Source organism: Ruegeria sp. D1(2025), assembly GCF_056536425.1.
Map to the genome: position 1 here is coordinate 16,707 of NZ_JBQFPO010000001.1, position 22,095 is coordinate 38,801.

Consider the following 22,095-nt stretch of genomic DNA (forward strand, 5'->3'; position numbering starts at 1 on the left):
CCATGATCCGCCGTACCCGCCCCAGCCGTAAACGTGATTCCACCATCGCGCTGATCAATGTCATCTTCCTGATGCTGATTTTCTTTCTGATAACGGGCACGCTGGCACCACCAATGGACGGGGATCTTGAGCTGGTGAACACGTCCGATCTGGCCGGGCGCGAACCACCCGACGCGCTGGTGCTGCACAGCGACGGAACACTTAGTTTTCGCGGTGCTCCATCCAGCGCCGAGGCCTATATGCAAACCCATGATGCAGGTCCGGTACGGATCGTTCCGGACCGCAATGCGCAGGGTCAGCGCCTGATCGAAATCACCACTTCCTTGCGCCGTCTGGGGGCAACATCGGTCTTTGTCGTGACCGAACAGGCGCTCGAATGATCCGCGGTTCTGCCCTGATTGCCGCCGTGGCGATCGCGATTTCCGTGATGGTTCACTTGATGGGGCTTACTCTGACGACACCGGCGCTGCCCGGATCTGAGACACCGGATACCCGGCCTGACAGGGTGGCAATGGGCAATGCCTTCGAGGATCTGGTCGAGCCCGTGGCGGAACCCGTCGAACCCGAGCCTGCTGAAACGCCCGAGCCGCCAGAGGAAACGCCGCCCGAGCCCGAACGGACGGAACCGGTTCCGATCACCGAGGCGCTGGTCGCCTCAAACGACCCAAAGCCGGTGCCGTCCCCTGATACCGGCGAAGCCGAAATCGTTCAGCCAGAGATTGCAGAGCCGGTCCAGCCTTCAGTTACAGCCGAAGAAGCCGATGGTGACGACAAACCCAGTGCCGATGAAGCCAACTCCGACCCCATTGAGGCGGAAACCGCGGCCAAAGCGCCTCAGGGCGATCCTGATGCAATCGAGGCAGCGGCAGAACCCGAACAGCCTGCCGCTCTGCCTGTCGTGCCTGAAGCGGTCGCCACCCCGCCGGTCACGGCCATTGTTCCACCCGTGCAGGAAGCGGTGGAACCGGAGATCGCCGCTCTGTCACCGATACCGGATGCGGCGGAAACGGTGGAAGAATCTGAAGATTCAGAGCTCGCCGTGACCACCTCAATCAGGCCACGCCTTCCGGACCGGCGACCAACAACGGAACGGCAAGGTGTATTGAAGGGATCGAGGGATTTCAGCGACTTGCGCTTTCCTGATCAGGTAGTCGATTCGCCTTTGACCGTTTATCGCCGCGAAGGCATCGATAGGTTCAGGCAGGGCAGCGGGGGATCGCGCTCGGGCGGGCGCGGGCCTGGGAATTCCGATGTAACCAACTATGCCGGGCAGGTTCTGGTGCATCTGAATCGCGCACCGGTTGTGTTTGTTTCGGCCCGAGGTTTTGCGCAGGTGTTTTTCCAGATCGATCCCGACGGTTCACTGGCCTGGGTCGAAATCGTGGACAGTTCCGGCTCGCTCGAAGTTGAACGCGCAGCCCGCGAACAGGTCAGGCGCGCTGCACCGTTCCCACGCCCGCCCAGCGGAACCAGCCGCAAGCTGTCATTCTTCTACCAGAACAACTGATTACGGTGGGAAGTTGATGTCAATCGAACAGGGTGACAGTCGACCCGTTCGTGAGTGCCGTAAATGCGGCTTCGATATCTGACCGCAGATTCCGAACCAAAGACAGCTCCGGAAGATCCTGGGGCGCAAAAAACGCGACCTCACTTGTTTCCATGCCTGGTTCTGGTGCTGTGACGCTGCTTTCTTCGCACAGAAAGAACAGTTTGTAGAAATCCCGTATGTCCGCCGGATACGGATGGCGTGCCTTGTGTCGCAGCGCGTAAAGCTGACGTGCGCGGACCCGCAGTCCGGCCTCTTCCCAGACTTCACGTTCTATGTTTTCCGCCGGGGAACTGCCGATATCGGCAAAACCGCCCGGCATCGCCCATCGTCCGTCGCTGCGTTCACGGACCAGAAGGATTCGGCCGTCGCGAATAATTGCGCCGCGAATATCAATGCTGGGCGTTGCGTAACCGCCGGTATGGTCGGATATCAGCCCTTCGATCCGTGACAGCGGGACGTGGCCAAGATCAGCCAGCATGGCGCGCGCCAACGCGGCGATCTCGTCATAGCGTTCGCGGTCAAAACCGTCCGTGGTAAAGTGCTGCCCGGTCTCGGACAGCGCCAGCAGACGTTTCGCCCGCGCAAGCCAGGTATCCTCCAGCGCGGTCGGCTCCTGGCGCATCCCGGTCAGCGACGGCGGTCGCGGCGGGCGCTCATGGGTTGAAAGGCCACGCCCACATGCGCCTCGCAATAGGGTTTGCCCTGTTCAACCGGCAGACCGCAGAACCAGAAATCTTCGGTTGCGGGGTCGCCAACCGGCCATTTGCAGGTTTTCTCGGTCAGTTCCATCAAAGTCAGCTTTTTGGCCTTCTTTTCGACCTCGTTGACCTTGGCCAGCGCTTCGGGGCTGATCTCGTTGGCCGACGGTTGCGGCGGCAGGGGCTGACCGGCCGGGATGATCTGACGACGGGCCGGAATGGCGGGCTTGGCTTCGGCTGCCGGGGCAGGGGCCGGGCGTGCCGGTTCAGTCTTAGGTGCAGGTTTTTGCTTGGCTTCCGCCTTGGGTTCGGGGGCCGGTTTTTCCTTGGGTTCAGCCTTGGCTGGTGCCGCGCCAGTGGTCCGGTTCGACAGGCCCAGACGGTGCACCTTGCCGATCACGGCGTTGCGGGTCACGCCACCCAGTTCCTTGGCGATCTGGCTGGCCGACTGGCCCTCGCCCCACATCTTCTTCAGCAGTTCTACACGCTCGTCAGTCCAGGACATCATTTGCCTTTCAAAAGCGGAAAGCGGCCCCGGATTCGGGCCGCCTTGGGAATTCGTATCAGCCCCCTATTTTAATCACTGCAGCCCGAGTTACAAGCTGTCTTCGAATCAGGTTGAGGTCAGATGATGCAAATTCCCGCAGATCAGAATACGCGCCATTTCGGAGCAGTGAACTGGATGGGCCTTTACACGCTGGCGCAGCGCGAGACCCTGCGCTTTCTGGCGGTGTGGACGCAGACTTTGCTGGCCCCGCTGGTGACCGCGGGGTTGTTCCTGCTGATCTTCAATATCGCTATCGGCCCCGGCAGGCCGGACGTGATGGGTGTGCCGTTCCTGACCTTCCTGGCACCGGGCATCATGATGATGACAGTCATTCAGAACGCCTTTGCCAACACATCATCATCGATGGTGATCGCCAAGGTGCAGGGAAACATTGTCGACACTCTGATGCCTCCGCTTTCGCCGCTGGAGATTTTGCTGGGCTATCTGGCCGGCGGCATCGCTAGGGGGCTATTGATTGCCTGCGTTGTCGCCATCGCGCTGGCGGTGGTCCTGGGGCTGGTGCCGCAACATCCGCTGACAGCGCTGATTTTTGTGCTGCTTGGCGGCGCTTTCATGGGGGCACTCGGGCTGCTTGCCGGAATTTTCGCCAACAAATTCGACCAGATGGCGGCGATCACCAATTTCATTGTCACACCGTTGGCCTTTTTGTCGGGCACCTTCTACTCGGTCGAAGCCTTGCCACCGGTGCTAAACCGCCTGAGCCATCTGAATCCCGTCTTTTATCTGATTGACGGGTTGCGTTACGGGATGATCGGCGTGTCCGACAGTTCGCCGTGGCTGGGCATGGCCGTCTGCGCAGGCGCGACGGGCCTGATAGGCGCGCTGACCTGGCAGATGCTGCGCACAGGATATCGGCTAAAGGCCTAGGCGGCTTCGGCCAGCGCTCCCGGCTGCAACGGGACCCGGGGTCGTCCCAGCCTGGGGTGCAACCGTGCCGCTACCGCCCATGCCCCAAACAGGGCGACACCACCGGCCGCAAACACGCCTGCAACCGGCGTAGCCAGAAGTACCAGTGAAGCCACGCCCGGCGTCAGAATGCCCGATACGTCCCGATAGCTGGAATAGATAGCAGACATCTCGGTCCGCTCCGACGGTTTCACGGCCATCAGAAACGGCAATCCGGCGCAGATATCCAGCACGATCAGCCAGACCGACCCCAAAACCAGCGCCGCAACCGACGCGATGGGCCATCCCGCCACCGCCCCTGCGACAACGAAACAGACCCCACAGGCGGCAAATCCCGTCCGAACCGCAGCCCGCAAAGACCGCGCCTGGACCCAGCGCAGAATCAATGGGGCGACAAACAGCATTGCATTGGTTCCCGACAGCAGAATGCCGCCAAGCTGTTCACCCAGCCCGTTCTGAATGGCAAAGATTGGCAGGTAGACCACATAGATCCACCAGCCGCACGAGCGGATCATCGCAAACAGATATCCGGCCACCAGCCGGGGCTGGGAGAAGAAACGAGGCAGAAACGCCAGTGGATTCGTTGCCGGTCCGCGTGCTTTGGTGATCAGTTTGCCATTGCCCAGGCGCATGCTCCAGAACAGGATCAGCATGCCAAAAGAGGCGACCGCGCTGATCACGAAAGGCGCTGGTGCCCATAGTTCCATCAGCAATACGCCGGCCATCGGTCCGCCAGTCCAGCCCAGCGCGCTGTAAAACATGCGGCTGGTTTCGCAGCGTCCAAGTTCGATTTTGCTGATGTAATCCAGCACGTAAGCGTTGAAGCAGACAAATGTCACAACTGTCGCCACCGTGTTTATGGCCAAGGCAGTCACCACGGCGGTCGGGCTGCCCTCGATGGCCAGAACAGCGCTGACCATGAACATCACGCAGCCGATGGTGTACGCCCAGCGCCGCGGAATGAAGCGAATGATGAATGGCACCATCAGACCGGCCGTCAGTGACACGATCCCCACCAGAAAATACACAAAGGAAACCGAAGACGCGTCGCCCAGCGCGCGATACATCACCAGCGGAAAGACCGAAATCAGAATGCCGCGAACAATCGCCTCAAAACCCGCAAGCAGTCCGAACTCGCGAACCGACGGGGCAGGAGCATGGCGGACCCATTCCGGGATTCGGCGTTCGTGCATCGCGTAATCTCTCTAAACAACAAACAACTTCGACCAGAATGCGGGTCTCGGATCAGGTGTCGTGAAGATTTGCGACACCGAGGTCGCCCTCGGGCCAAAGCGTTGGAAGTTTCCGGATATTTTTATTGCCGCGCGCGGGCCTCGCGCCAGACCAGAATCAAGGCGCCGGTCAGGATGATTGTCGAGCCTGCCAAGCTGACCGCATCCGGAATCACGCCAAATACAGCAAAATCGTACAGGGCGGCAAAGATCAGGGTCGCGTAGCTGATCGGCGCCACGAATGAGGCGTCAGCCCTGGCCATACCGTTGACAAAACAGGCTTGCGCACAGGCCATGAGCCCACCGATCCCCGCCAGAGCGACCCATTGTGCTGCGGTGGGCGGCTGCCAAACCGTAATTACCGCGACCGTTGCGATGCCCAGCCCCATAGAGTTGTTCACCAGCAGAATCTGGATCGGAATTTCACGACCCGAGAGTTTCTTGATAAATATCAGCTCCATCCCGATCACCGCAGCCGCCGTCAACGCCAAAAGCGCTGCGGGCTGAAAACTGGCCGGCGTGGGGCGCAACAGGATCAGCGCGCCTGTCAGGGCCACCGCTGCCGCCAGCCAGCGCCAGGGACCGACCCCCTCTTTCAGAAGAGGGATGGCGAGCATCATCGCAAAGACCGGGTTCAGGAAGGAAATCGCAGTCGCATCCGCTATTGGAACATACGCGACCGAGGCAAACATCAGCGTGACCCCCAACCAGCCAAAGCTGGTCCGCCCGACATGCAGCCCCCAATGCGGTCGCCGTAGGTTCGGACGCAGCGCGAAGACCGCGCTGATGATCACGACAAAGGCAAACAGAAACCGCCCATGGCTGATCTGTATCGGATGCAGCGCCGGACCAAGCGTATCGGTGCCCAGCGCCTTGGCCAGCAGTGTTGTGCCCGCGATCAGCGCGCTTGCAACAAAGATGAGAATAGCCGCAAGGGCAGGGTTCTGGCGCGCCGGGGTCATGGTTCAGCGGTGCGCGACGCAGGGCGAAATGACAAGTGCCAAATGCTTGTGTCAGAGTGAAATTATGCGATCCACTCAATTTCGGGGTTTTCAGAAACCGAAGGTCCCGCTATACGGCCCGCATGATCAAACACGCACATATCCTGCGCCTCCGACGCCGACGCCTGACCGCGTAACCGGCCCTGTTGATCCTTTGTGCTGTTCAAATCAGCGCAATCTCCACCAAATCAGTTGACGAAACCGGCCTTAGTGTATCACTCACGGGGCTTAACCAATCTGAAAAGGATGATCCGATGATCCCGTCCGTTCTGCCGACCTACAATCGCGCACCGCTTTCATTCGTGAAAGGCGAAGGTGCCTGGCTGACCGAGGCGGACGGCCGACGTTTTCTGGACCTCGGCGCCGGGATCGCGGTGAACGCGCTGGGTCACGCGCATCCGGCACTGGTTGCGGCTCTGACGGATCAGGCGCACGCGTTGTGGCATGTTTCGAACCTGTACCAGATCCCTCAACAGCAGGCGCTGGCCGACAAACTGGTCGAACACACATTCGCGGATACCGTATTCTTCACCAATTCCGGTACCGAAGCCTGTGAACTGGCCGTCAAGATGGCTCGGAAGCACTTCTATGACAAAGATCAGCCGGAGCGGATCGAGATCATTACCTTCGAGGGATCTTTTCACGGGCGTTCCTCGGCAGGTATCGCCGCCGCCGGGTCCGAGAAGATGATCAAGGGCTTCGGTCCGCTGCTACCCGGTTTTGTTCATGTAGCCTTCGGCGATCTTGACGGTGTCACAAACGCCATCACTGAACATACAGCCGCGATCATGATCGAACCCGTTCAGGGCGAAGGGGGCATTCGCCCGGTTCCGGATGCGGAACTCAAGGCGCTGCGCCAGATCTGCAACGAAAACGGAATCCTGCTGATCCTGGACGAAGTGCAATGCGGTGTCGGCCGTACCGGAAAGCTCTTTGCTCATGAATGGGCGGGTATTACGCCTGATATCATGTTGGTTGCCAAGGGTATAGGAGGCGGCTTCCCGCTGGGTGCCGTGCTGGCAACCGAGGATGCTGCGAACGGCATGACAGCGGGCACACATGGGTCCACCTATGGCGGCAACCCGCTGGGTTGCGCGGTAGGCTGTGCAGTGATCGATCAGGTCGCCACACCGGCCTTCCTCGAAGGCGTGAATCGCAAGGCCGGCCTGCTGCGCCAGAAACTCGAAAGCCTGATCGCCAATCATCCTGACGTGTTCGAAGAAGTGCGCGGCGCCGGTCTGATGCTGGGCCTCAAATGCAAGCCGACAAACATAGACGTGGTGAATGCCGGCTATGACAACGGGGTCATCACTGTCCCTGCCGCCGACAACGTCATTCGCCTCCTGCCACCGCTCACGCTGACCGAGGACGATATCGCGCAGGCCATGATCCACCTGGAAAAAGCCGCCCGACAGGTCGAAGCCAGTCTCGCAACCGCCTGATCTTCATCTTTTCCCAAATACTCCGGGGGTCCGGGGGCTGGCCCCCGGCGTCCGACAGCCAAAAGCGAAATGAAATGAACCATTTTCTCGACATCCATAAAACCGATGCGGCAGCCCTGCGCAGCATGATCGACCAAGCCGACGCCATGAAAACGGCGCGCCTCGGCCGCCCCAAGGCGGCTCATGACGATGAACAGCCTCTCAAGGATCGCATGGTTGCGCTGATCTTCGAAAAGCCTTCGACCCGAACCCGCGTGTCGTTTGATGTGGGCGTGCGCCAGATGGGCGGGCAGACCATGGTTCTGTCCGGCAAGGATATGCAGCTGGGCCATGGCGAAACCATCGCCGACACCGCCCGTGTGCTGTCACGCTATGTCGACATGATCATGATCCGGACCTTTGACGAAACCATTCTGACCGAAATGGCCGAGTACTCGGATGTCCCCGTCATTAACGGTCTGACAGATCGCACCCATCCCTGCCAGATCATGGCGGACGTCTTGACGTTTGAAGAACACCGCGGCCCCATCGCCGGCAAGAAGGTGGTCTGGACAGGCGACGGCAACAATGTGTGTGCTTCGTTCCTGCATGCTGCAGGCCAGTTCGGCTTCGATTTGACGTTTACGGGACCCGCTCAATTCGATCCGGAGGAAGAGTTCATGGGCTTTGCCCGTCAGAAGGGCTCGAAGATCGTGGTCGAACGTGATCCCTACAAAGCGGTTGAAGGTGCCGATCTGGTGGTCGCCGACACCTGGGTCTCGATGCACGATTCCCAGTCGGCCAAGGAACGCCGTCACAACCTGCTGCGCCCCTATCAGGTCAATGCCGAACTGATGGCCCACGCCAAACCCGACGCGTTGTTCATGCATTGCCTGCCGGCGCACCGGGAAGAGGAAGCCACGTCCGAGGTTATGGATGGCCCGAACTCGGTCATTTTTGATGAGGCCGAAAACCGTCTTCACGCGCAAAAGGCGGTCATGCGCTGGTGTCTGGGTGTCTGACGCCTAAAGGCAATAACTGGGCGGGGCCGTCGCGCCTTGCCCTTTTGATCGTCTGCGCCCATAAACGCTGCAACGCAGAAACGACAGGAGAGCACAATGATCGGACGTTTGAACCACGTCGCCATCGCCGTTCCGGACCTCGAAGCCGCATCCGCGCAATACAGCAACGCGCTGGGCGCAAAGGTTGGCGCGCCTCAGGATGAGCCGGACCACGGTGTAACCGTCGTTTTCATCGAGTTGCCGAACACCAAGATCGAACTGCTCTATCCGCTGGGCGACAACAGCCCGATCAACGGGTTTCTGGAAAAGAACCCTGCGGGCGGCATTCACCATGTGTGTTACGAGGTCGAAGATATCATTGCCGCTCGTGACCACCTGAAGGAAACCGGCGCCCGTGTCCTGGGATCAGGAGAGCCCAAGATCGGTGCCCACGGGAAACCTGTTCTGTTCCTGCACCCCAAGGATTTCAACGGATGTCTGGTCGAACTCGAGCAGGTCTGACCACAGCCTCGGAGGGTCTGATATGACGATCACGGCAGCGATTGTTTTGTTTGCGGTCATCTGGTTCATGACCTTGCTGGTGGTGTTGCCCATCCGGATCAAAACGCAGGGCGATCTGGGCGAGATCGTTCCGGGCACCCATGCGGGTGCTCCGGAAGTGCATCACATGAAGAAAAAGATGTGGATCACCACCGGAATCTCGGCCGTCCTGTGGGCCATCATCGCCGGTATCATCGTGTCCGGCGTGATCTCGGTGCAGGATTTCGACTGGCTGAATCAGCTTGACCGGCAGGGATAGTCCTTACAAGTCCGTGGCTGACAGTTGATGGTAGATATGCGTGAACGTGGCTGCCCCGATAATGGGGATCAGCAGGTTTACAAGCGGCACTGACAGCGGAATTGCCATCAACGTGCCGGCTATCCAGATGGTTGCGGAATGCCTGGCGCGCAGCTTGCGCGCGCCATCGCGGCCCAGTCTGCGCATTGCTGCCAGAGTAAAGTATTCACGCCCCAACAGGAATCCGTTCAGCGCCCAGAATATAAACGGGGCAAGCGGCGTGAAGATCACGTAAAGAACCAGCGCCAGCAGGTTGGCCGTGATCAGAACGCCCAAAAAGTTCACCGTATCCTTCAACGCCTCGGATACCGGAATTCCTGCAACCAGCGGCAGATTGGGATAGTGCCTGTCCTCGACGGCCTGCGCGACCTCATCCAGAAACATCGACGTGATGGCCGAGGCGACGGGCACCATCAGAAACACGGACAGTACCATCATCAACAGCAGTGAGGACACGCTGAGCAGATCGTTCAGCCACGTGACCTCACCCAGCAAGGGTAAAGTGGCCTGGTCGCCGACAAGCGCATTGATAAGCCACAGGAAACCGGCATAAGCCACGACCAGCAATGCGAAAGTCAAGCCGACGCCCAGCAGCAGGACCTTGCGGAATCTCGGATCTCCGATCTGGCCGAGCGCCAGGAAGAACGACTGAAAGATAATCATTCAACAACCCATTGCGTCAGTGCCATCACATCCGGGCGGGGGCGCTCCGGTGGTTCCGCTCCTTCGGTCGCGATGTGAATCAGGCCCGCTACACGCTCGTGATCGGCCAGGCCCAGAGCGTCCTTGCAGAACTTGCGGTCATGGACTTGCCAGCCTGACAGCCAGTTCGCGCCCCAGCCGGCAGCCAGCGCCGCGTTCAAAAGCGCCAGACAGACCGCTCCGGCGGAGTAGGTCTGCTCGATGGCGGGAATTTTTTCCGATGGTTTCTGAACCTCGATCACAGCGACGGCCAGATGACCCATGTCGAACTGGCTGCGGGCCTTGGAAATATCTTCAGGCGATTTCCCCAGTCGAGCGCCGCAGTCCCCGGTCAGCTCCGAAAGACGGGCCATCGCCCCTTTTTCCAACACAAGAAAACGCCAGGGCTCGAGCTTGCCATGATCCGGACTGCGAGCCGCGGCCGTAAGCAGAGGTATCAGCTCTTCCCGCGTCGGGGCCGGTGCAATCAGCGTTTTGGCCGGACGTGAGCGGCGGATTTGCAGAAACTCCAGAGCAGCCTGATTCTTGAGAGGCATATGTTAATTTCCTTTACATAGGCAGTTTGTATCTTGGGTGGCACTGCCTCTGATTCAAGGGCAAGCTGTTTTGGTGTCAGATCAATTTCACTCTGTCCCCGTTCATGCAAGGGTGTTGCGAACAGGGAAGCAGGATGGCCAAAGCAAAACTACGAAATTTACCTGATCTGAGCGCACTTGCCGTGCCGGGCAAACAGATTTCGGTCAGGGTTACTCCAAAAGCAGCGCGTGACAGCATTGCGGTAGACGGCACCACTCTGCGTGTCTGTGTCACCGCCGCACCTGAAGACGGAAGGGCAAACAAGGCGGTTCGGAATCTTTTGGCACGCTCCATGGGGATTTCGGCGTCTGCCTTGATCCTGAAGCACGGTCAGACCGCTCGTGACAAAACCTTTGTCTATGATCCCTGAGGTGGCGTTTCGCGTATCTGATAGACCCCCTCAGGCAGGTCTAGCGCCGCCGCCAAGTCGCGCACCTGTTCGGGTGACAGGGTAATTTTCTGAACCTGGTCCGTGCGCGGATCCAATTGTTCAAGCGTCACACATTCTGCGAAACTGTTGATGACGACATCTTCGTTCAAAGGCTTTTCGCCTTCGTCCACCAGGGTAATGACCGTCGAGTCGAATTCATGCTCAATCGAAAACATAAAGGCAAAGTGCAGGGCCGACGCAGGTAATGCAACCCATTGACTGCCAATCAGACGTGGCCGTTCCCGGCATGGCACGCTATGGTTGCGATACGGTATGACCGGTCCAAAGGATTACTGATGCGCCGCCTGATATTTTTGCTGGTTTCTGTTCTGCTGGCGGCCTGCGAAGGCGGTACTTTGCGCGTTTTGCCTGCCGAGGATTGGGACAGCGAAAGCCCGGGTTCTCAGGTCTCGTCCGCAGAGTTCCGCGAAATCAGCCGAGCAGTCGGCAAAGCGGCGCGCACTGAATGCTTGCGACAGTCGGGCAACCGGAACTGCGACTTTACGATCATGGTTGATCTGAACCCACGGGCCCCAGAAAACGCGTTTCAGACATTGGATGATAACGGGCAACCGGTGATCATTTTCACACAGACCATGATCAATTCAGCAAAGAACGCCGACGAACTGGCGTTTGTCATGGGGCACGAGGCCGCGCATCACGTTTTGGGTCACCTTGCCAGGCAGTCGAACAATTCGCAGGAAAGCGCGGTGATTTTCGGTGACCTCGCGCGCCTCGACGGAGGAGATGACGCTGATGTCGAAGCTTGGCAGAAACTGGGGGCACAGGTCGGTGTGCAGGCCTATGTGAAGGATTTCGAGCTTGAGGCCGATCAACTGGGCACCGTCATTACCTATAGGGCGGGATACAACCCCTTGGTGGGGGCAGTGTATTTCAATCGCATTCCTGATCCGGGTGACAAGTTTCTTGGCACCCATCCACCTAACGCGCAGCGTGTGCAGATAGTTCAGGAAACCGCCCGGCAACTGGGGCTGACCCCATGACATCGCTTGTCCGGATGGGCGTGATCCTGACAGATCGCGGTTCAAAGTATGCGGTATCCGGTGCGCCAGTTAAGACCCGGGATGAAATCGATGCGGTTTTGAGTGAGCTGAAATCTGACAAGAGCTATGCGAAAGCCACGCACAATACCTGGGCTGCGGTACTGCCGACCGGTGCGCTCAAAGCGGATGACGGCGAAAGCGGGGCCGGAATGGTGATCCTGCGAATGATGGAGCGGGCAGGTCTGGACAGCCATCTGATCGTAGTAACGCGCTGGTACGGCGGGAAAAAACTGGGGGGCGATCGCTTTCGGCGCGTGCAGGATGCGACGCGCGCCTATCTGGATCATCAGGCGCCAGCACCTTGACCTGGGTCAAAGGCTGACGCGAACGGGTGCGATATCCTTTCTTGTAACGCGAACGGGAAAGGATGCGTAATGCTCAGCCGTAACACATTGCGACGCCATGCCGGTCTTCTGGACCAGATGGCCACAACTGTCGGAGTTGATCTGGAAGAAGCCGCCATCGCTGGCCAGGTTTCGATCGACGCGATTTCCGATGCCGTTCTGCGCTGCACCGATTGCCCCAATCCCGGCCATTGCGAGAACTTCCTGACCAAAGCGGTAGCCACAAGCCAGACGCCGGAATACTGCCGAAATCAGGAATTGCTGAACAAACTGAAACCCTGAGCGGCCGGATGTACCATGTCACCACTGGGACACATCATGACCCATCTTCGACTGGTCCTGCGCATGGGGCAGGCGACCGGCGTAGACATCGCCGCAGCGCATAAGGGCGGGCACCTGACCCAGCGGGACTGGAGCAACATGGTGCAGCGATGCCGGGGCTGTAACTGGGCCAGTGCCTGTCCTGAATGGTTGGACCGTTGTGAAGACGCGTCCAACGCCCCTGAAATCTGTATGAACAAGGCTCAGTTTGCGGTGCTGAAAACCCGGCAAAAAGGATGCAAGTGATGGATTCGGACAGACTGGGAGATATCGACAAGCACTTCTGGCTTACCCGATCGACCGCACGGATCATCGGGGTTTCGTTCTCGGATGCGATGGCCGAAGGGAAACTGTCGCCCCAGGGATTTGCCGAAATCGTTACTCGGTGCCGGACAGCGGAGTGCAGCAGCAAATGTGAGTTATGGCTGGCAACGCAGCAGTCCACACCGGAAAAGGCGCCTGATTTCTGCGCAAACGCCTCTGCTCTTGAGGCGCTTAGAAAGTCTTCACAGACGCGAATGTGAGCCGTCGCACAATGGCGGCTTCGATGTCTGCTTGCAGCCGCAGAAGAACACCTTCTTCGTTGCTTCGGCAGTGTATTTCACCGGCTCCAGCCCGGTTCCTTTGTGAGATCCGTCGCAAAAAGGTTGTTTCTTGGACGTACCGCAGGCGCACCAGAAATAGCTTTTCCCTTCGGTCACTTCGACCGGATAAGGGCCTTTCTGGGCAATGATCGGGCTGTCGGACATTTGGCTGCTCCGTTGTTGGCTGATGTCATTTCAATAGTTTAGAACATAGGCCTGAAAAGGGTAGCGGTTGAGGAATTTTCAGCGCTCGTGGTCGCCTTTACCAGCGTAACTCTGCCCGAAATAACGAATTTGTGATCTGTTTAGTTGCCAGAACGCCCGCCAACTCTTATTCTGAGATTGGCCCGAAAAACCGGGCAATATCAGAAAAGTAATAGAGGATTGACGGACATGAAACTGAAACTCGCAGCCGTAGGTGCGTTTGCCCTTATTCTGACCGCCTGCTCTCAGCAGGAAGAGCCGGCCCCGGTCTATATCCAGCCTGACTATGACAAATACGGTTCTCCGAGCTGTCCGGCAGGTTATGAACTGGCCACAACCGAAGCGGGTCAGACTGTCTGTAATCCAGTTTCCCAATAAGCCTTTCGCAGGCGGTCCTTTTCAGGGCCGCCTGCAAATCCGTGCCCTGATCTGAATGTACCAATTGCCGGTCGTCACGGCGATTGACGTCTTTTGGTCAGGCCAGTTTTCCCCACAAATCATACTCTCCGGCCTCGTCGACCTCGACAGAAACGATGTCGCCCGGTTTCAGGGTTTCGAAGTTTTCGTCAATGAACAGGTTGCCGTCGATCTCGGGCGCGTCTGCCTTCGTGCGGCATGTGGCGGCGTCTTCGTCGATTTCGTCGACGATGACCTCAATCGTCTGACCAACCTTGGCCGCCAGCTTGGCCTCTGAAATTGCCTGTGCCTTTTCCATGAAACGCTCCCAACGGTCCTGTTTGACGTCAGCAGGAACGTGATCCGGCAGGTCGTTGGACCGGGCACCGTCTACGTTTTCGTATTGAAAGCAGCCAACGCGATCCAATTGGGCTTCGTCCATCCAGTCCAGCAGGGTCTGGAATTCGGCATCTGTCTCGCCCGGATAACCCACGATAAAGGTCGAACGCAGGGTGATGTCGGGGCAGGTCGCGCGCCATGCGGCGATTTCATCCAGTGTTTTGGCCGCAGCGGCCGGGCGGGCCATGCGTTTCAGAACATCCGGATGGGCGTGCTGAAAGGGGATGTCCAGATAGGGCAGAACATTGCAACCAGCATCCGCCATCAACGGGATCAGTTCGCGCACATGCGGGTAGGGATAGACGTAATGCAGCCGTACCCAGGCGTCCAACTGTCCCAACTCGCGCGCCAGATCGGTGATGTGGCTGCGTACCTCGCGGTCTTTCCACGGGTTGACGTCGTATTTGCGATCCAGCCCATAGGCCGAGGTGTCCTGCGAGATTACCAGCAACTCGCGCACACCGCTTTCAACCAGCTTTTCCGCCTCGCGCAGCACCGCATGGGCGGGGCGGCTTGCCAGTTTCCCGCGCATGTCAGGGATGATGCAGAATTTGCATTTGTGGTTACAGCCTTCCGAAATCTTCAGATAGCTGTAGTGGCGTGGTGTCAGTTTGACGCCCGAGGCAGGCAGCAGGTCGACGAACGGGTCCGGATCGGGCGGAACAGCGGAATGCACGGCATCCAGCACCTGTTCGTATTGATGTGGGCCGGTGACGGCCATGATCCGCGGGTGATGCTCGCGGATGTAGTCCGGTTCCGCGCCTAGGCAGCCCGTCACGATAACCTTGCCGTTTTCCACCAACGCTTCGCCGATTGCATCCAGCGATTCTGCCTTGGCGCTGTCCAGGAACCCGCATGTGTTCACGATGACGGCATCGGCCCCTGAATAGTCGGGCGAAATGCCGTACCCTTCGGCACGCAGACGGGTCAGGATACGCTCGCTATCGACCAAAGCCTTGGGGCAGCCCAAGGACACCATACCGATGGTCGGCTGGTTCGGACGGGGCGTATCGGTGATCCGGGCGGCAGGCGCCAGGTCGGGGCGGAGGTTTGGCGGGTTCGTGCTCATGGCGCGGCATATAGTGGGGAACGCTTCCCCTTGCAAATCCCGCTTTTTGATTTGAATGATCTCAAGCAAAGAAAAGCCAAAAAGGCGGAGAGCAGAAAGATGAAGTGGTTTTTGCGGATCCTGTTCGTATTCGTTGCCGTAATCGGGCTGGTGATTGGCGCGTTGTTGCTGATGCCGGGCGAAAAACTGGGATCGATTCTGGCCGAGCAGGTTCGGGCGCAGACAGGTCGCGACCTGAACCTGTCCGGAGACGTGAACCTGTCCTTCTGGCCGGTTCTGGGAATGGAAACCGGGCCCGTCACGTTTGGTAACGCTGCATGGGCCGGGCCAGAACCAATGCTGAGCGCGGAACGCCTGATGGTCGGTGTCGACGCAGCGGCGTTGTTGTCCGGTGACATCAGGATCAAACGGGTCGTGGCAGAAAACCCGGTTCTTCGACTGGAAGTGTCGGATGGGCGCGCAAACTGGGAACTTGGCACTGCGACGGCTGCCACTTCGGGTGGCGATCCCGGGGGATCTGCGCCGGATGCCGAAGCTGGCACGGTCACGCTGGAGTTTCTGGAACTGACCCGTGTGCGGCTGATCTACGTCGAAAACGGTGTCACAACGATGGATTTCGCGAATGTCGATTTGTCGGCCAGTTGGCCCGAAGTCACCGCTCCAATGGTGATGGAGGCCAGCATGGCGGTGCCCGGCGGCACCGTGAAGGTCGATCTGAAAATACCCGACCTACCCGCATTTTCGTCTGGAGACGTGACCGCGTTGGGGTTGTTGCTGAAGGCACCGGGTGGCCAGATTGGGTTTGACGGACGGGTCAACCTGGCCGGGGAAATGGACGGCCAGCTTGAGGTCCAATCGTCAATCACCGAGAAAATGCTGGCGGCCTTCGGGCAGGCCGGAACTTATGTGCCGCAGGGGCTGGGTCGTACGGCGAATGTATCCGGTCAGATGACCTATACCAGCGACGGTCGGGTCGCCTTGCGGGATATGACCGCAATTCTGGACAACAACCGCCTGACTGGCGAGGCGGACATTGTCATTTCCGATCCGCCTCAGATCACGGCGCGGCTGAACGCGGGTGATCTGGATCTGTCTCAGATTGCTGGCACCGATGCCTCCACCGGTGGTGGAGCAACCAATGCATCTGCGCCTGACACGGGTTGGTCCAAAGACCCGATTGATGCATCAGCCCTGGCTTTGGCCAACGGCAATATCCGCCTGACGGCCACCTCGATTGCGGTTCCTGGAATGACATTCGGCCAAAGCGATCTGACCATGAGCCTTGATCGCGCGCGGGCTGTGTTTCAAATGCACCCGGCAACCTTGTTCTCAGGACAGTTGAACGGGCAGATGGTGGTCAACAACCGGAACGGGCTGTCCGTGGGCGGCAACCTTAGGGCTGACGGGATTGACCTGAAGCAGATGCTCTCAACGCTGGCCGGGATCGAACGGCTTTCGGGCACCGGATCGGGAACGCTCGAGTTTCTGGGCGTCGGGCAAACCGAAGACCAGATCATGCGATCCCTCAGCGGAAAAGGGGGCGTCAATGTTGGCAAAGGGGTAATCGCAGGTATCGATCTCGACCGTCTGATGGGCCGGGGGCAGGGCACGGGCGGCACAACGGTTTTCAACAGCTTGTCGGCCATGTTCACCATGGATCAAGGCACGCTGACCAATAACGATCTGCTGATGCTGTTGGATAACTACCGGGCGGATGGAAAAGGTCGCGTCGGGCTGGGTGCCCGGGACATCGATTACCTGTTCACCCCGGTCGCATTGCGGGCAAATTCGGGTCAGGGCATCGCCGTGCCGGTGCGGATACAGGGGCCTTGGAGCAATCCCTCGATCCGGCCGGACCTGAGCAAGGTGATCGAGGCCGCGGCTGATGCAGAATTGAAAAAGCTTGAAGATGACGCCAAGCAGAAGGTCTTTGAAAAAGTCGGCGGCGAACTGGACACAACGATTACGGAGAGTGATCAAATCGAAGATGCCATCAGGAACAAGCTTGAGGAAGAGGCCAAAAAAGGTCTGCTGAAACTGCTGGGCGCGGATTGAAATGACGGCCAGGTCAGAAAAACCCGGGGCGCGATCCGCGCCCCGGTTGTTACATCAGATGGTCTGATCGTAATCGCCGACGCCCGGTTCAGTACGGATGACCGCGTCGATATCCGAAAATATGGCGCGCATCTCGCCTTCGCTCTCGCTGCTTTCGCAAACCACAACAAGGTTGGGCGTGTTCGAAGAGGCGCGTACCAGACCCCAGCTGCCGTTGTCCAGAATGACACGGGCACCGTTGACGGTAACGACCTCTTTGATCGCACGTCCGGCAAAGCTTTCGCCAGCGTCGGCCTTGGCGACCAATTTGTCGACCAGGCGGTTCAGGATATCGTACTTCTCGGTGTCTGCTGCATAGGGTGACATGGTCGGCGTCGACCACGTTTTTGGCAGCGCCTTGCGCAGGTCAGACATGCTTTGATCAGGATTGCGGTCCATCAGTTTACAGATCTCGACGGCCACGCGCATGCCGCAGTCGTAGCCGCGACCAATTGGTTCAGCCAGAAAGTAATGGCCCGATTTCTCGAACCCGGCCAAGGCGTTGATCTCTTTCACGCGGCGCTTCATGTGGCTGTGGCCGGTCTTCCAGTAATCCGCCTTAACGCCATGCGCCCGAAGCTCTGGATCACTGGCGAACAGGCCCGTAGATTTCACGTCGGCCACGAAGGTCGAATTGGGATAAAGCTTGGCCAGATCGCGGGCCATGATGACGCCGACCTTGTCGGCGAAAATCTCCTCACCCTCGTCATCGACCACACCGCATCGATCGCCATCCCCGTCAAACCCAAGCGCCAGATCGGCGCCGCTGGATTTCACAGTGTCGGACATGTCGTGCAACATCTCCATGGCTTCGGGATTGGGGTTGTAGTTCGGGAAGGTGTAATCCAGCCGGTTGTGGCTAGGCACGACCTCGACGCCCATCCGCTCGAATATTTCAGGGGCAAAGGCCGATGCCGTCCCGTTTCCTGTGGCGCACACAACTTTCAGCGGGCGGGACATTCTGAAATCGCCTACCAGATCGTCAATATACGCCTCTTTCACGCCATCGACGAATTCATAAGACCCACCTTCATGCGGGATACCTTCGCCGTTCAGGACGATATCGCGCAGCTCGGACATCTCATCCGGACCATGGGTCAGGGGGCGGTCAAAGCCCATCTTGACGCCGGTCCAGCCGTTCGGGTTGTGGCTGGCCGTGACCATCGCCACGGCAGGCACGTCCAGATGAAATTGCGCGAAATAAGCCATCGGGCTGAGGGCCGGGCCGATATCCTTGACCTGAATACCCGCCTGCATCAGCCCCAGTATCAGCGCGTTCTTGATCGCCAGAGAATAGTCGCGGTAATCGTTGCCCACTGCAATCACCGGTTCAATCCCGCGACTGCGCATCTGCGTGCCAAGCCCCAGACCAAGCGCGGTCATGCCGGGCAGGTTGATTTCCTCGGGGTATTTCCAGCGGGCGTCATATTCGCGGAACCCGGTGGGTTTGATCATCGCATCGCGCAGAAAGCTCCAGGTGTTGGGGGTCACCTCAGGCGTGGGTTTGGTCATAATTCTTCTCAATCGTTAAATCTGAATCGGGTTTTCTTTGGCCAGCGCATCAAAACGCATCAATGTGGCAATCAGCTGTCCCATCTGGTCCAGCGGAATCATATTGGGGCCGTCGGACGGCGCGGTATCCGGGTCCTGGTGGGTTTCGATGAACACGGCGCCGACGCCCAGCGAAACCGCCGCACGGGCCATCACCGGCGCGAATTCCCTTTGCCCGCCGGACGAGCCGCCCTTGCCGCCGGGTTGTTGAACCGAATGTGTGGCATCCATCACGACCGGATAGCCGGTTTTAGCCATTTGCGGCAGCGATCGCATGTCGGCCACCAATGTATTGTAGCCAAAGGATGTGCCGCGCTCGGTCAGCAGAATGTTCTGGTTGCCGGTGCTTTCGATCTTGTCGACGATATTGCCCATCTCCCACGGCGCCAGGAACTGACCCTTTTTGACATTGACGGCCTTGCCGGTTTCACCAGCGGCCAGCAACATGTCGGTTTGTCGGCACAGGAAGGCAGGGATTTGCAGAATATCCACCGCCTCGGCCGCGATTGCGCACTGGGCCTCGGTGTGGACATCCGTCAGTACCGGGATGCCCATCGAACTGCGGATGTCGTCCAGCACCTTCAGCCCGGCATCGATGCCCATGCCGCGCTTGCCAGACAACGACGTGCGGTTCGCCTTGTCATAGGAGGCCTTGAAAACGTACTGCGCGCCTGCGGCATCGCAGGCTTCTTTCATGGTGCCTGCGATCATCCGGGCGTGATCGGCGGTTTCAAGCTGGCAGGGGCCGGCGATGACGGTCAGCGGAAGATCGTTGCCAACCGTCAGGTCGGAGATTTTTACATGTTTCATATGTCTTACGAGGATACCTGTTCACGAAGGACCGACGCGGTAAGCGAGATCAACAGGTAGATACCAGCAAACAACAGGAAAGCCAAAATCGTATTTTCGAACTTGCGCGGATAGCTGGGTTCCTGACTGGGGACGGGGTTGACCGAGACTGTCAGGTACCGAACTTTACGGTTGGCTTCGGTGCGCGTTGTTTCCACTTGCTGCATGGCTGTTTGAAGCATCATGTCCCGCGCCGCCAGATCAGCCTGTGCCATTTGAATTCTGACACTCAGCCGCGCCAGCGAGTTTTCGCCTGCCGAGGCATCCAGCATCTCGGCATTCAGTTCCTCCAGCACGACCTCAAGCCGTTCGATATCGGCGGTAACGCCATCGACCTTAGCCTTGTTGGGCCGCAGGTTGTCCAGAAGGGCGGCCAGCTGCAGCTCCTTGTCCTGCAACAAAATCTCGATCTCGTTGATCCGGCCGCGTAGTCCCGCCAGAACGTTTTCGGGATCAAGCACCGCGCCTTCCAGTTGCAGTTCGATCAGCTTTTCCTGCGCCTTGCGCCGCTCTTCCTGAGCGGTTTCAAACCCCCTCATAGCGTCCCGCATCTGGTCTTCGCGCTTCAGTTCGGTCAAGCCATTGATTGTATCTTCGGCATAGGAAATCAGCCGGTTCGACAGATCAACGGCGATATCCGGATCCGGGGCCGCAACCTCCATCCGGACGATTCCATCCGTGGGGTCGTAGCCGATTGTCACCATGCGCTTGTACAGTTTGTACGTCTCTTCCAGGCTGGCGTCGGGGGAAAGCCGCTGCACCGGGTCGATCCAGTCCTGCTTAAAGATTTCAGCAAAGCCGGTATCGCGTTCAAGACGTTGCAGGGCATCCTTGGATTCCAGAAACTCCTGCGTCGCGACCGAGTCCTGTGCCGTTGCAAACTGCGTTCCTGAAAGCAGGCCGCCAATCGAACCGCCGCCGCCGTCGGCCTGCAGGATCGAAAACGCCGAGTCGCTGGCATACATCGGGGTCGCTACGCGGTAAAAATAATACCCCACAACAAATGTGGGTAGCAGCACAAACGCGGCCAGACGGGCAAACAGGGTAAACAATTTCCGTTTGCGACGCCGGGCGACCTCTTTCTGGATCTGGCTGATCTCATAGTTGCGCCGTTCAGTCGGGCTCCACTCCGGGCCGGGCAGGGGATGGGATTTATCTCCGACAGTTTGCGGCAGGTGGACCGTTACCTTGTCCTCGACCTGAGCCGTGCTCTGCTCGTCCTTGTTACCCGCAGCCGCCAGATCCAGCAGGTTGTTGCCCTGAAAAGGGTCGATCCCCTTTTTGCGCAACAGGCGAACCGCGTCATAATCCGACGTGGCCGCCAGCCCGTTCTTCTGTGCCAGCCGTCGCGCCATGCGTAACTGGCGCCCGGTCAGCCCCTCGCGCTTGATTTCGTCCAGTTCAGTTCCGGGCTGTTTACTGTTGGCCGCTTCGGGTGGTTGAGTCGCACTTCGAATACGCGAAATCGCATCTGCGCGCGCATCTGGTGTACCTTCGCCTTGGCGTTTTCGGCGCCAGTTGTATTTTCTAGCCTTGGGTTTGGTAGTCATATAACTGTTTTGCCTCTTCCAAGGTTTCAAACATGTAAAGCTGCCCGTCCACTAGAACCGCTGCCTGACGCGCAAATTTTTCCAGAGTGGTTGGAGAATGCGACACAATCACAAGCGTTGTGGTGCGCAATCTCTCTTTCAGGATCGAGCCCGCTTTCTTGTTGAATTCGACATCGGTTGTAGCGGGCATGCCCTCATCTATTAGGTACATGTCGAAGTCCAGCGCAAGCATCAGCGCAAACGTGAACCGGGCCCGCATGCCGGATGAATAGGTCGCAAGCGGTTGGTTGAAGTATTCGCCGAGACCGCACAGCCATTGGCAATATGCCTCGATATAATCGGGGTCCATGCCGTAGATCTTTGCGATGTAGCGCGAGTTTTCCAGCGCCGACATCTTGCCGGAAACCCCTCCGGTAAACCCCATTGGGAAGGACACCTTGCATTCGCGGCGGATCACCCCCTCGTCAGGTTTTTCCAGACCGGCCATCATGTTGATCAGCGTGGTTTTTCCGGTTCCGTTGGGTGCAAGTATCCCAACCGAGCGGCCAAGTTCGATCCGAAAGGAAACACGATCAAGGATCACCTTGCGCCGGGTGCCGGTCCAGAAGGACTTGCTGACATTTTCGAATTCAAGCATTGCTGGCCTGTTTCGCTTCGGAGTTGCGGTCTTTCCTCGATGAAAGAACGCATCGTTTACGAGTTCTTGTTGGCTACATTATGTCGAATT

28 protein-coding genes are annotated in these 22,095 nt (G+C 58.6%); 15 read left to right on the forward strand and 13 right to left on the reverse strand.

The window, feature by feature from the left end; genetic code table 11:
* Positions 1-2 precede the first annotated feature (2 nt).
* Together ACR1XU_RS00115 and ACR1XU_RS00120 are read left to right on the forward strand one after the other, a co-directional pair.
* Positions 3-380 carry an ExbD/TolR family protein gene (locus tag ACR1XU_RS00115; protein ID WP_170609652.1) on the forward strand — a complete coding sequence of 126 codons (378 nt, stop codon included), beginning with the start codon at positions 3-5 and terminating at the stop codon, positions 378-380.
* On the forward strand, positions 377-1,507 hold the full coding sequence (locus ACR1XU_RS00120; RefSeq protein ID WP_480909072.1) for an energy transducer TonB family protein: 1,131 nt from the start codon (positions 377-379) through the stop codon (positions 1,505-1,507). Before ACR1XU_RS00115 ends, ACR1XU_RS00120 begins: the two co-directional genes overlap by 4 nt.
* 19 nt (positions 1,508-1,526) lie before the next feature.
* On the opposite strand, the gene ACR1XU_RS00125 is transcribed toward ACR1XU_RS00120, so the two are convergent.
* Complete coding sequence (locus tag ACR1XU_RS00125; RefSeq protein ID WP_480909071.1) at positions 1,527-2,171, reverse strand: NUDIX hydrolase; 645 nt, start codon at positions 2,169-2,171, stop codon at positions 1,527-1,529.
* Between the two features lie 5 nt (positions 2,172-2,176).
* The gene (locus ACR1XU_RS00130) at positions 2,177-2,752 is read right to left on the reverse strand and encodes a GcrA family cell cycle regulator (protein WP_170610884.1); all 576 of its coding nucleotides are present in this window, start codon (positions 2,750-2,752) and stop codon (positions 2,177-2,179) included.
* A 126-nt stretch (positions 2,753-2,878) separates the two neighbouring features.
* Here ACR1XU_RS00130 and ACR1XU_RS00135 point away from each other — a divergent pair, with 126 nt between their 5' ends.
* Positions 2,879-3,682 (forward strand): ABC transporter permease, encoded by an 804-nt coding sequence (locus ACR1XU_RS00135; protein WP_480909087.1) that lies wholly within the window; start codon positions 2,879-2,881, stop codon positions 3,680-3,682.
* Here the strand turns inward: ACR1XU_RS00135 and ACR1XU_RS00140 are convergent.
* The gene (locus tag ACR1XU_RS00140) at positions 3,679-4,914 is read right to left on the reverse strand and encodes an MFS transporter (protein WP_480909070.1); all 1,236 of its coding nucleotides are present in this window, start codon (positions 4,912-4,914) and stop codon (positions 3,679-3,681) included. The genes ACR1XU_RS00135 and ACR1XU_RS00140 overlap by 4 nt on opposite strands.
* Before the next feature lie 122 nt (positions 4,915-5,036).
* Complete coding sequence (locus ACR1XU_RS00145) at positions 5,037-5,915, reverse strand: DMT family transporter (RefSeq protein ID WP_480909069.1); 879 nt, start codon at positions 5,913-5,915, stop codon at positions 5,037-5,039.
* A 293-nt stretch (positions 5,916-6,208) separates the two neighbouring features.
* On the opposite strand from ACR1XU_RS00145, the gene ACR1XU_RS00150 reads away from it, so the two are divergent.
* From ACR1XU_RS00150 to ACR1XU_RS00165, 4 genes are all read left to right on the forward strand, one after another.
* On the forward strand, positions 6,209-7,396 hold the full coding sequence (locus ACR1XU_RS00150) for an acetylornithine transaminase (RefSeq protein WP_480909068.1): 1,188 nt from the start codon (positions 6,209-6,211) through the stop codon (positions 7,394-7,396).
* Between the two features lie 74 nt (positions 7,397-7,470).
* Positions 7,471-8,397, forward strand: coding sequence for an ornithine carbamoyltransferase (gene argF, locus ACR1XU_RS00155; RefSeq protein ID WP_480908677.1), 927 nt, complete (start codon positions 7,471-7,473; stop codon positions 8,395-8,397).
* A 96-nt stretch (positions 8,398-8,493) separates the two neighbouring features.
* A complete protein-coding gene (gene mce, locus ACR1XU_RS00160; RefSeq protein WP_170609666.1) occupies positions 8,494-8,898 on the forward strand; it encodes a methylmalonyl-CoA epimerase in 405 nt (134 codons plus the stop codon).
* Positions 8,899-8,920: 22 nt separating this feature from the next.
* The gene (locus ACR1XU_RS00165) at positions 8,921-9,196 is read left to right on the forward strand and encodes a DUF1467 family protein (RefSeq protein ID WP_170609668.1); all 276 of its coding nucleotides are present in this window, start codon (positions 8,921-8,923) and stop codon (positions 9,194-9,196) included.
* A 3-nt stretch (positions 9,197-9,199) separates the two neighbouring features.
* Here ACR1XU_RS00165 and ACR1XU_RS00170 read toward each other — a convergent pair whose 3' ends face one another.
* Together ACR1XU_RS00170 and ACR1XU_RS00175 are read right to left on the reverse strand one after the other, a co-directional pair.
* Entirely contained in the window at positions 9,200-9,898 is a 699-nt protein-coding gene (locus ACR1XU_RS00170) for an EI24 domain-containing protein (protein WP_480908619.1), read from the reverse strand.
* Complete coding sequence (locus tag ACR1XU_RS00175; protein ID WP_480908621.1) at positions 9,895-10,473, reverse strand: nitroreductase family protein; 579 nt, start codon at positions 10,471-10,473, stop codon at positions 9,895-9,897. Before ACR1XU_RS00175 ends, ACR1XU_RS00170 begins: the two co-directional genes overlap by 4 nt.
* Positions 10,474-10,607: 134 nt before the next feature.
* Here ACR1XU_RS00175 and ACR1XU_RS00180 point away from each other — a divergent pair, with 134 nt between their 5' ends.
* A complete protein-coding gene (locus tag ACR1XU_RS00180; protein ID WP_480908623.1) occupies positions 10,608-10,883 on the forward strand; it encodes a DUF167 domain-containing protein in 276 nt (91 codons plus the stop codon).
* On the opposite strand, the gene ACR1XU_RS00185 is transcribed toward ACR1XU_RS00180, so the two are convergent.
* Positions 10,871-11,119, reverse strand: a complete 249-nt coding sequence (locus ACR1XU_RS00185) for a hypothetical protein (RefSeq protein WP_170609675.1) — start codon at positions 11,117-11,119, stop codon at positions 10,871-10,873. The genes ACR1XU_RS00180 and ACR1XU_RS00185 overlap by 13 nt on opposite strands.
* A 120-nt stretch (positions 11,120-11,239) precedes the next feature.
* Between ACR1XU_RS00185 and ACR1XU_RS00190 the strand changes: the two genes are divergently transcribed.
* The 5 genes from ACR1XU_RS00190 to ACR1XU_RS00210 all read left to right on the forward strand — a co-directional run bounded on the left by ACR1XU_RS00190 (position 11,240) and on the right by ACR1XU_RS00210 (position 13,196).
* Positions 11,240-11,947: a M48 family metallopeptidase gene (locus tag ACR1XU_RS00190; protein ID WP_480908625.1), complete on the forward strand. Its 708-nt coding sequence runs from the start codon at positions 11,240-11,242 to the stop codon at positions 11,945-11,947.
* Positions 11,944-12,312, forward strand: coding sequence for a YigZ family protein (locus ACR1XU_RS00195; protein WP_170609679.1), 369 nt, complete (start codon positions 11,944-11,946; stop codon positions 12,310-12,312). The genes ACR1XU_RS00190 and ACR1XU_RS00195 overlap by 4 nt, the downstream gene beginning before the upstream one ends.
* Positions 12,313-12,381: 69 nt before the next feature.
* Positions 12,382-12,633, forward strand: a complete 252-nt coding sequence (locus ACR1XU_RS00200) for a DUF6455 family protein (RefSeq protein WP_170609681.1) — start codon at positions 12,382-12,384, stop codon at positions 12,631-12,633.
* 15 nt (positions 12,634-12,648) lie between these two features.
* On the forward strand, positions 12,649-12,918 hold the full coding sequence (locus tag ACR1XU_RS00205; protein ID WP_480811934.1) for a DUF6455 family protein: 270 nt from the start codon (positions 12,649-12,651) through the stop codon (positions 12,916-12,918).
* Positions 12,918-13,196 carry a DUF6455 family protein gene (locus ACR1XU_RS00210; protein ID WP_480908627.1) on the forward strand — a complete coding sequence of 93 codons (279 nt, stop codon included), beginning with the start codon at positions 12,918-12,920 and terminating at the stop codon, positions 13,194-13,196. The genes ACR1XU_RS00205 and ACR1XU_RS00210 overlap by 1 nt, the downstream gene beginning before the upstream one ends.
* Here ACR1XU_RS00210 and ACR1XU_RS00215 read toward each other — a convergent pair.
* Complete coding sequence (locus ACR1XU_RS00215; RefSeq protein ID WP_170682079.1) at positions 13,179-13,421, reverse strand: CDGSH iron-sulfur domain-containing protein; 243 nt, start codon at positions 13,419-13,421, stop codon at positions 13,179-13,181. The genes ACR1XU_RS00210 and ACR1XU_RS00215 overlap by 18 nt on opposite strands.
* A gap of 228 nt (positions 13,422-13,649) precedes the next feature.
* On the opposite strand from ACR1XU_RS00215, the gene ACR1XU_RS00220 reads away from it, so the two are divergent.
* Positions 13,650-13,838: a hypothetical protein gene (locus ACR1XU_RS00220; RefSeq protein ID WP_170609689.1), complete on the forward strand. Its 189-nt coding sequence runs from the start codon at positions 13,650-13,652 to the stop codon at positions 13,836-13,838.
* A gap of 97 nt (positions 13,839-13,935) precedes the next feature.
* On the opposite strand, the gene rimO is transcribed toward ACR1XU_RS00220, so the two are convergent.
* Entirely contained in the window at positions 13,936-15,324 is a 1,389-nt protein-coding gene (rimO, locus tag ACR1XU_RS00225) for a 30S ribosomal protein S12 methylthiotransferase RimO (RefSeq protein ID WP_480908629.1), read from the reverse strand.
* Positions 15,325-15,423: 99 nt separating this feature from the next.
* On the opposite strand from rimO, the gene ACR1XU_RS00230 reads away from it, so the two are divergent.
* Positions 15,424-17,379, forward strand: a complete 1,956-nt coding sequence (locus ACR1XU_RS00230) for an AsmA family protein (protein WP_480908631.1) — start codon at positions 15,424-15,426, stop codon at positions 17,377-17,379.
* 54 nt (positions 17,380-17,433) lie between these two features.
* On the opposite strand, the gene ACR1XU_RS00235 is transcribed toward ACR1XU_RS00230, so the two are convergent.
* The 4 genes from ACR1XU_RS00235 to ACR1XU_RS00250 are packed head-to-tail and all read right to left on the reverse strand — an operon-like array spanning position 17,434 to position 22,005.
* Positions 17,434-18,930: a phosphomannomutase/phosphoglucomutase gene (locus tag ACR1XU_RS00235; RefSeq protein WP_480908633.1), complete on the reverse strand. Its 1,497-nt coding sequence runs from the start codon at positions 18,928-18,930 to the stop codon at positions 17,434-17,436.
* A 15-nt stretch (positions 18,931-18,945) separates the two neighbouring features.
* The gene (gene kdsA / locus ACR1XU_RS00240; protein WP_480908635.1) at positions 18,946-19,779 is read right to left on the reverse strand and encodes a 3-deoxy-8-phosphooctulonate synthase; all 834 of its coding nucleotides are present in this window, start codon (positions 19,777-19,779) and stop codon (positions 18,946-18,948) included.
* A 5-nt stretch (positions 19,780-19,784) separates the two neighbouring features.
* Entirely contained in the window at positions 19,785-21,368 is a 1,584-nt protein-coding gene (locus ACR1XU_RS00245; RefSeq protein WP_480908637.1) for a KpsE/RkpR family capsule polysaccharide export protein, read from the reverse strand.
* Entirely contained in the window at positions 21,346-22,005 is a 660-nt protein-coding gene (locus tag ACR1XU_RS00250) for an ABC transporter ATP-binding protein (protein WP_170609701.1), read from the reverse strand. The genes ACR1XU_RS00245 and ACR1XU_RS00250 overlap by 23 nt, the downstream gene beginning before the upstream one ends.
* Between the last annotated feature and the right edge of the window lie 90 nt (positions 22,006-22,095).

What these genes read in the sequence shown, in the direction of transcription:
- ACR1XU_RS00190 (WP_480908625.1), top strand. Translation starts at nt 11,240, where the DNA reads ATGCGCCGCCTGATATTTTTGCTGGTTTCTGTTCTGCTGGCGGCCTGC.
- ACR1XU_RS00125 (WP_480909071.1), bottom strand. Translation starts at nt 2,171, where the DNA reads ATGCGCCAGGAGCCGACCGCGCTGGAGGATACCTGGCTTGCGCGGGCG.
- argF (WP_480908677.1), top strand. Translation starts at nt 7,471, where the DNA reads ATGAACCATTTTCTCGACATCCATAAAACCGATGCGGCAGCCCTGCGC.
- kdsA (WP_480908635.1), bottom strand. Translation starts at nt 19,779, where the DNA reads ATGAAACATGTAAAAATCTCCGACCTGACGGTTGGCAACGATCTTCCG.
- ACR1XU_RS00195 (WP_170609679.1), top strand. Translation starts at nt 11,944, where the DNA reads ATGACATCGCTTGTCCGGATGGGCGTGATCCTGACAGATCGCGGTTCA.
- ACR1XU_RS00205 (WP_480811934.1), top strand. Translation starts at nt 12,649, where the DNA reads ATGTCACCACTGGGACACATCATGACCCATCTTCGACTGGTCCTGCGC.
- ACR1XU_RS00220 (WP_170609689.1), top strand. Translation starts at nt 13,650, where the DNA reads ATGAAACTGAAACTCGCAGCCGTAGGTGCGTTTGCCCTTATTCTGACC.
- mce (WP_170609666.1), top strand. Translation starts at nt 8,494, where the DNA reads ATGATCGGACGTTTGAACCACGTCGCCATCGCCGTTCCGGACCTCGAA.
- ACR1XU_RS00180 (WP_480908623.1), top strand. Translation starts at nt 10,608, where the DNA reads ATGGCCAAAGCAAAACTACGAAATTTACCTGATCTGAGCGCACTTGCC.
- ACR1XU_RS00235 (WP_480908633.1), bottom strand. Translation starts at nt 18,930, where the DNA reads ATGACCAAACCCACGCCTGAGGTGACCCCCAACACCTGGAGCTTTCTG.
- ACR1XU_RS00135 (WP_480909087.1), top strand. Translation starts at nt 2,879, where the DNA reads ATGCAAATTCCCGCAGATCAGAATACGCGCCATTTCGGAGCAGTGAAC.
- ACR1XU_RS00245 (WP_480908637.1), bottom strand. Translation starts at nt 21,368, where the DNA reads ATGACTACCAAACCCAAGGCTAGAAAATACAACTGGCGCCGAAAACGC.
- ACR1XU_RS00215 (WP_170682079.1), bottom strand. Translation starts at nt 13,421, where the DNA reads ATGTCCGACAGCCCGATCATTGCCCAGAAAGGCCCTTATCCGGTCGAA.
- ACR1XU_RS00230 (WP_480908631.1), top strand. Translation starts at nt 15,424, where the DNA reads ATGAAGTGGTTTTTGCGGATCCTGTTCGTATTCGTTGCCGTAATCGGG.
- ACR1XU_RS00175 (WP_480908621.1), bottom strand. Translation starts at nt 10,473, where the DNA reads ATGCCTCTCAAGAATCAGGCTGCTCTGGAGTTTCTGCAAATCCGCCGC.
- ACR1XU_RS00210 (WP_480908627.1), top strand. Translation starts at nt 12,918, where the DNA reads ATGGATTCGGACAGACTGGGAGATATCGACAAGCACTTCTGGCTTACC.
- ACR1XU_RS00170 (WP_480908619.1), bottom strand. Translation starts at nt 9,898, where the DNA reads ATGATTATCTTTCAGTCGTTCTTCCTGGCGCTCGGCCAGATCGGAGAT.
- ACR1XU_RS00145 (WP_480909069.1), bottom strand. Translation starts at nt 5,915, where the DNA reads ATGACCCCGGCGCGCCAGAACCCTGCCCTTGCGGCTATTCTCATCTTT.
- ACR1XU_RS00140 (WP_480909070.1), bottom strand. Translation starts at nt 4,914, where the DNA reads ATGCACGAACGCCGAATCCCGGAATGGGTCCGCCATGCTCCTGCCCCG.
- ACR1XU_RS00165 (WP_170609668.1), top strand. Translation starts at nt 8,921, where the DNA reads ATGACGATCACGGCAGCGATTGTTTTGTTTGCGGTCATCTGGTTCATG.
- ACR1XU_RS00120 (WP_480909072.1), top strand. Translation starts at nt 377, where the DNA reads ATGATCCGCGGTTCTGCCCTGATTGCCGCCGTGGCGATCGCGATTTCC.
- ACR1XU_RS00115 (WP_170609652.1), top strand. Translation starts at nt 3, where the DNA reads ATGATCCGCCGTACCCGCCCCAGCCGTAAACGTGATTCCACCATCGCG.
- ACR1XU_RS00185 (WP_170609675.1), bottom strand. Translation starts at nt 11,119, where the DNA reads ATGTTTTCGATTGAGCATGAATTCGACTCGACGGTCATTACCCTGGTG.
- rimO (WP_480908629.1), bottom strand. Translation starts at nt 15,324, where the DNA reads ATGAGCACGAACCCGCCAAACCTCCGCCCCGACCTGGCGCCTGCCGCC.
- ACR1XU_RS00200 (WP_170609681.1), top strand. Translation starts at nt 12,382, where the DNA reads ATGCTCAGCCGTAACACATTGCGACGCCATGCCGGTCTTCTGGACCAG.
- ACR1XU_RS00250 (WP_170609701.1), bottom strand. Translation starts at nt 22,005, where the DNA reads ATGCTTGAATTCGAAAATGTCAGCAAGTCCTTCTGGACCGGCACCCGG.
- ACR1XU_RS00130 (WP_170610884.1), bottom strand. Translation starts at nt 2,752, where the DNA reads ATGTCCTGGACTGACGAGCGTGTAGAACTGCTGAAGAAGATGTGGGGC.
- ACR1XU_RS00150 (WP_480909068.1), top strand. Translation starts at nt 6,209, where the DNA reads ATGATCCCGTCCGTTCTGCCGACCTACAATCGCGCACCGCTTTCATTC.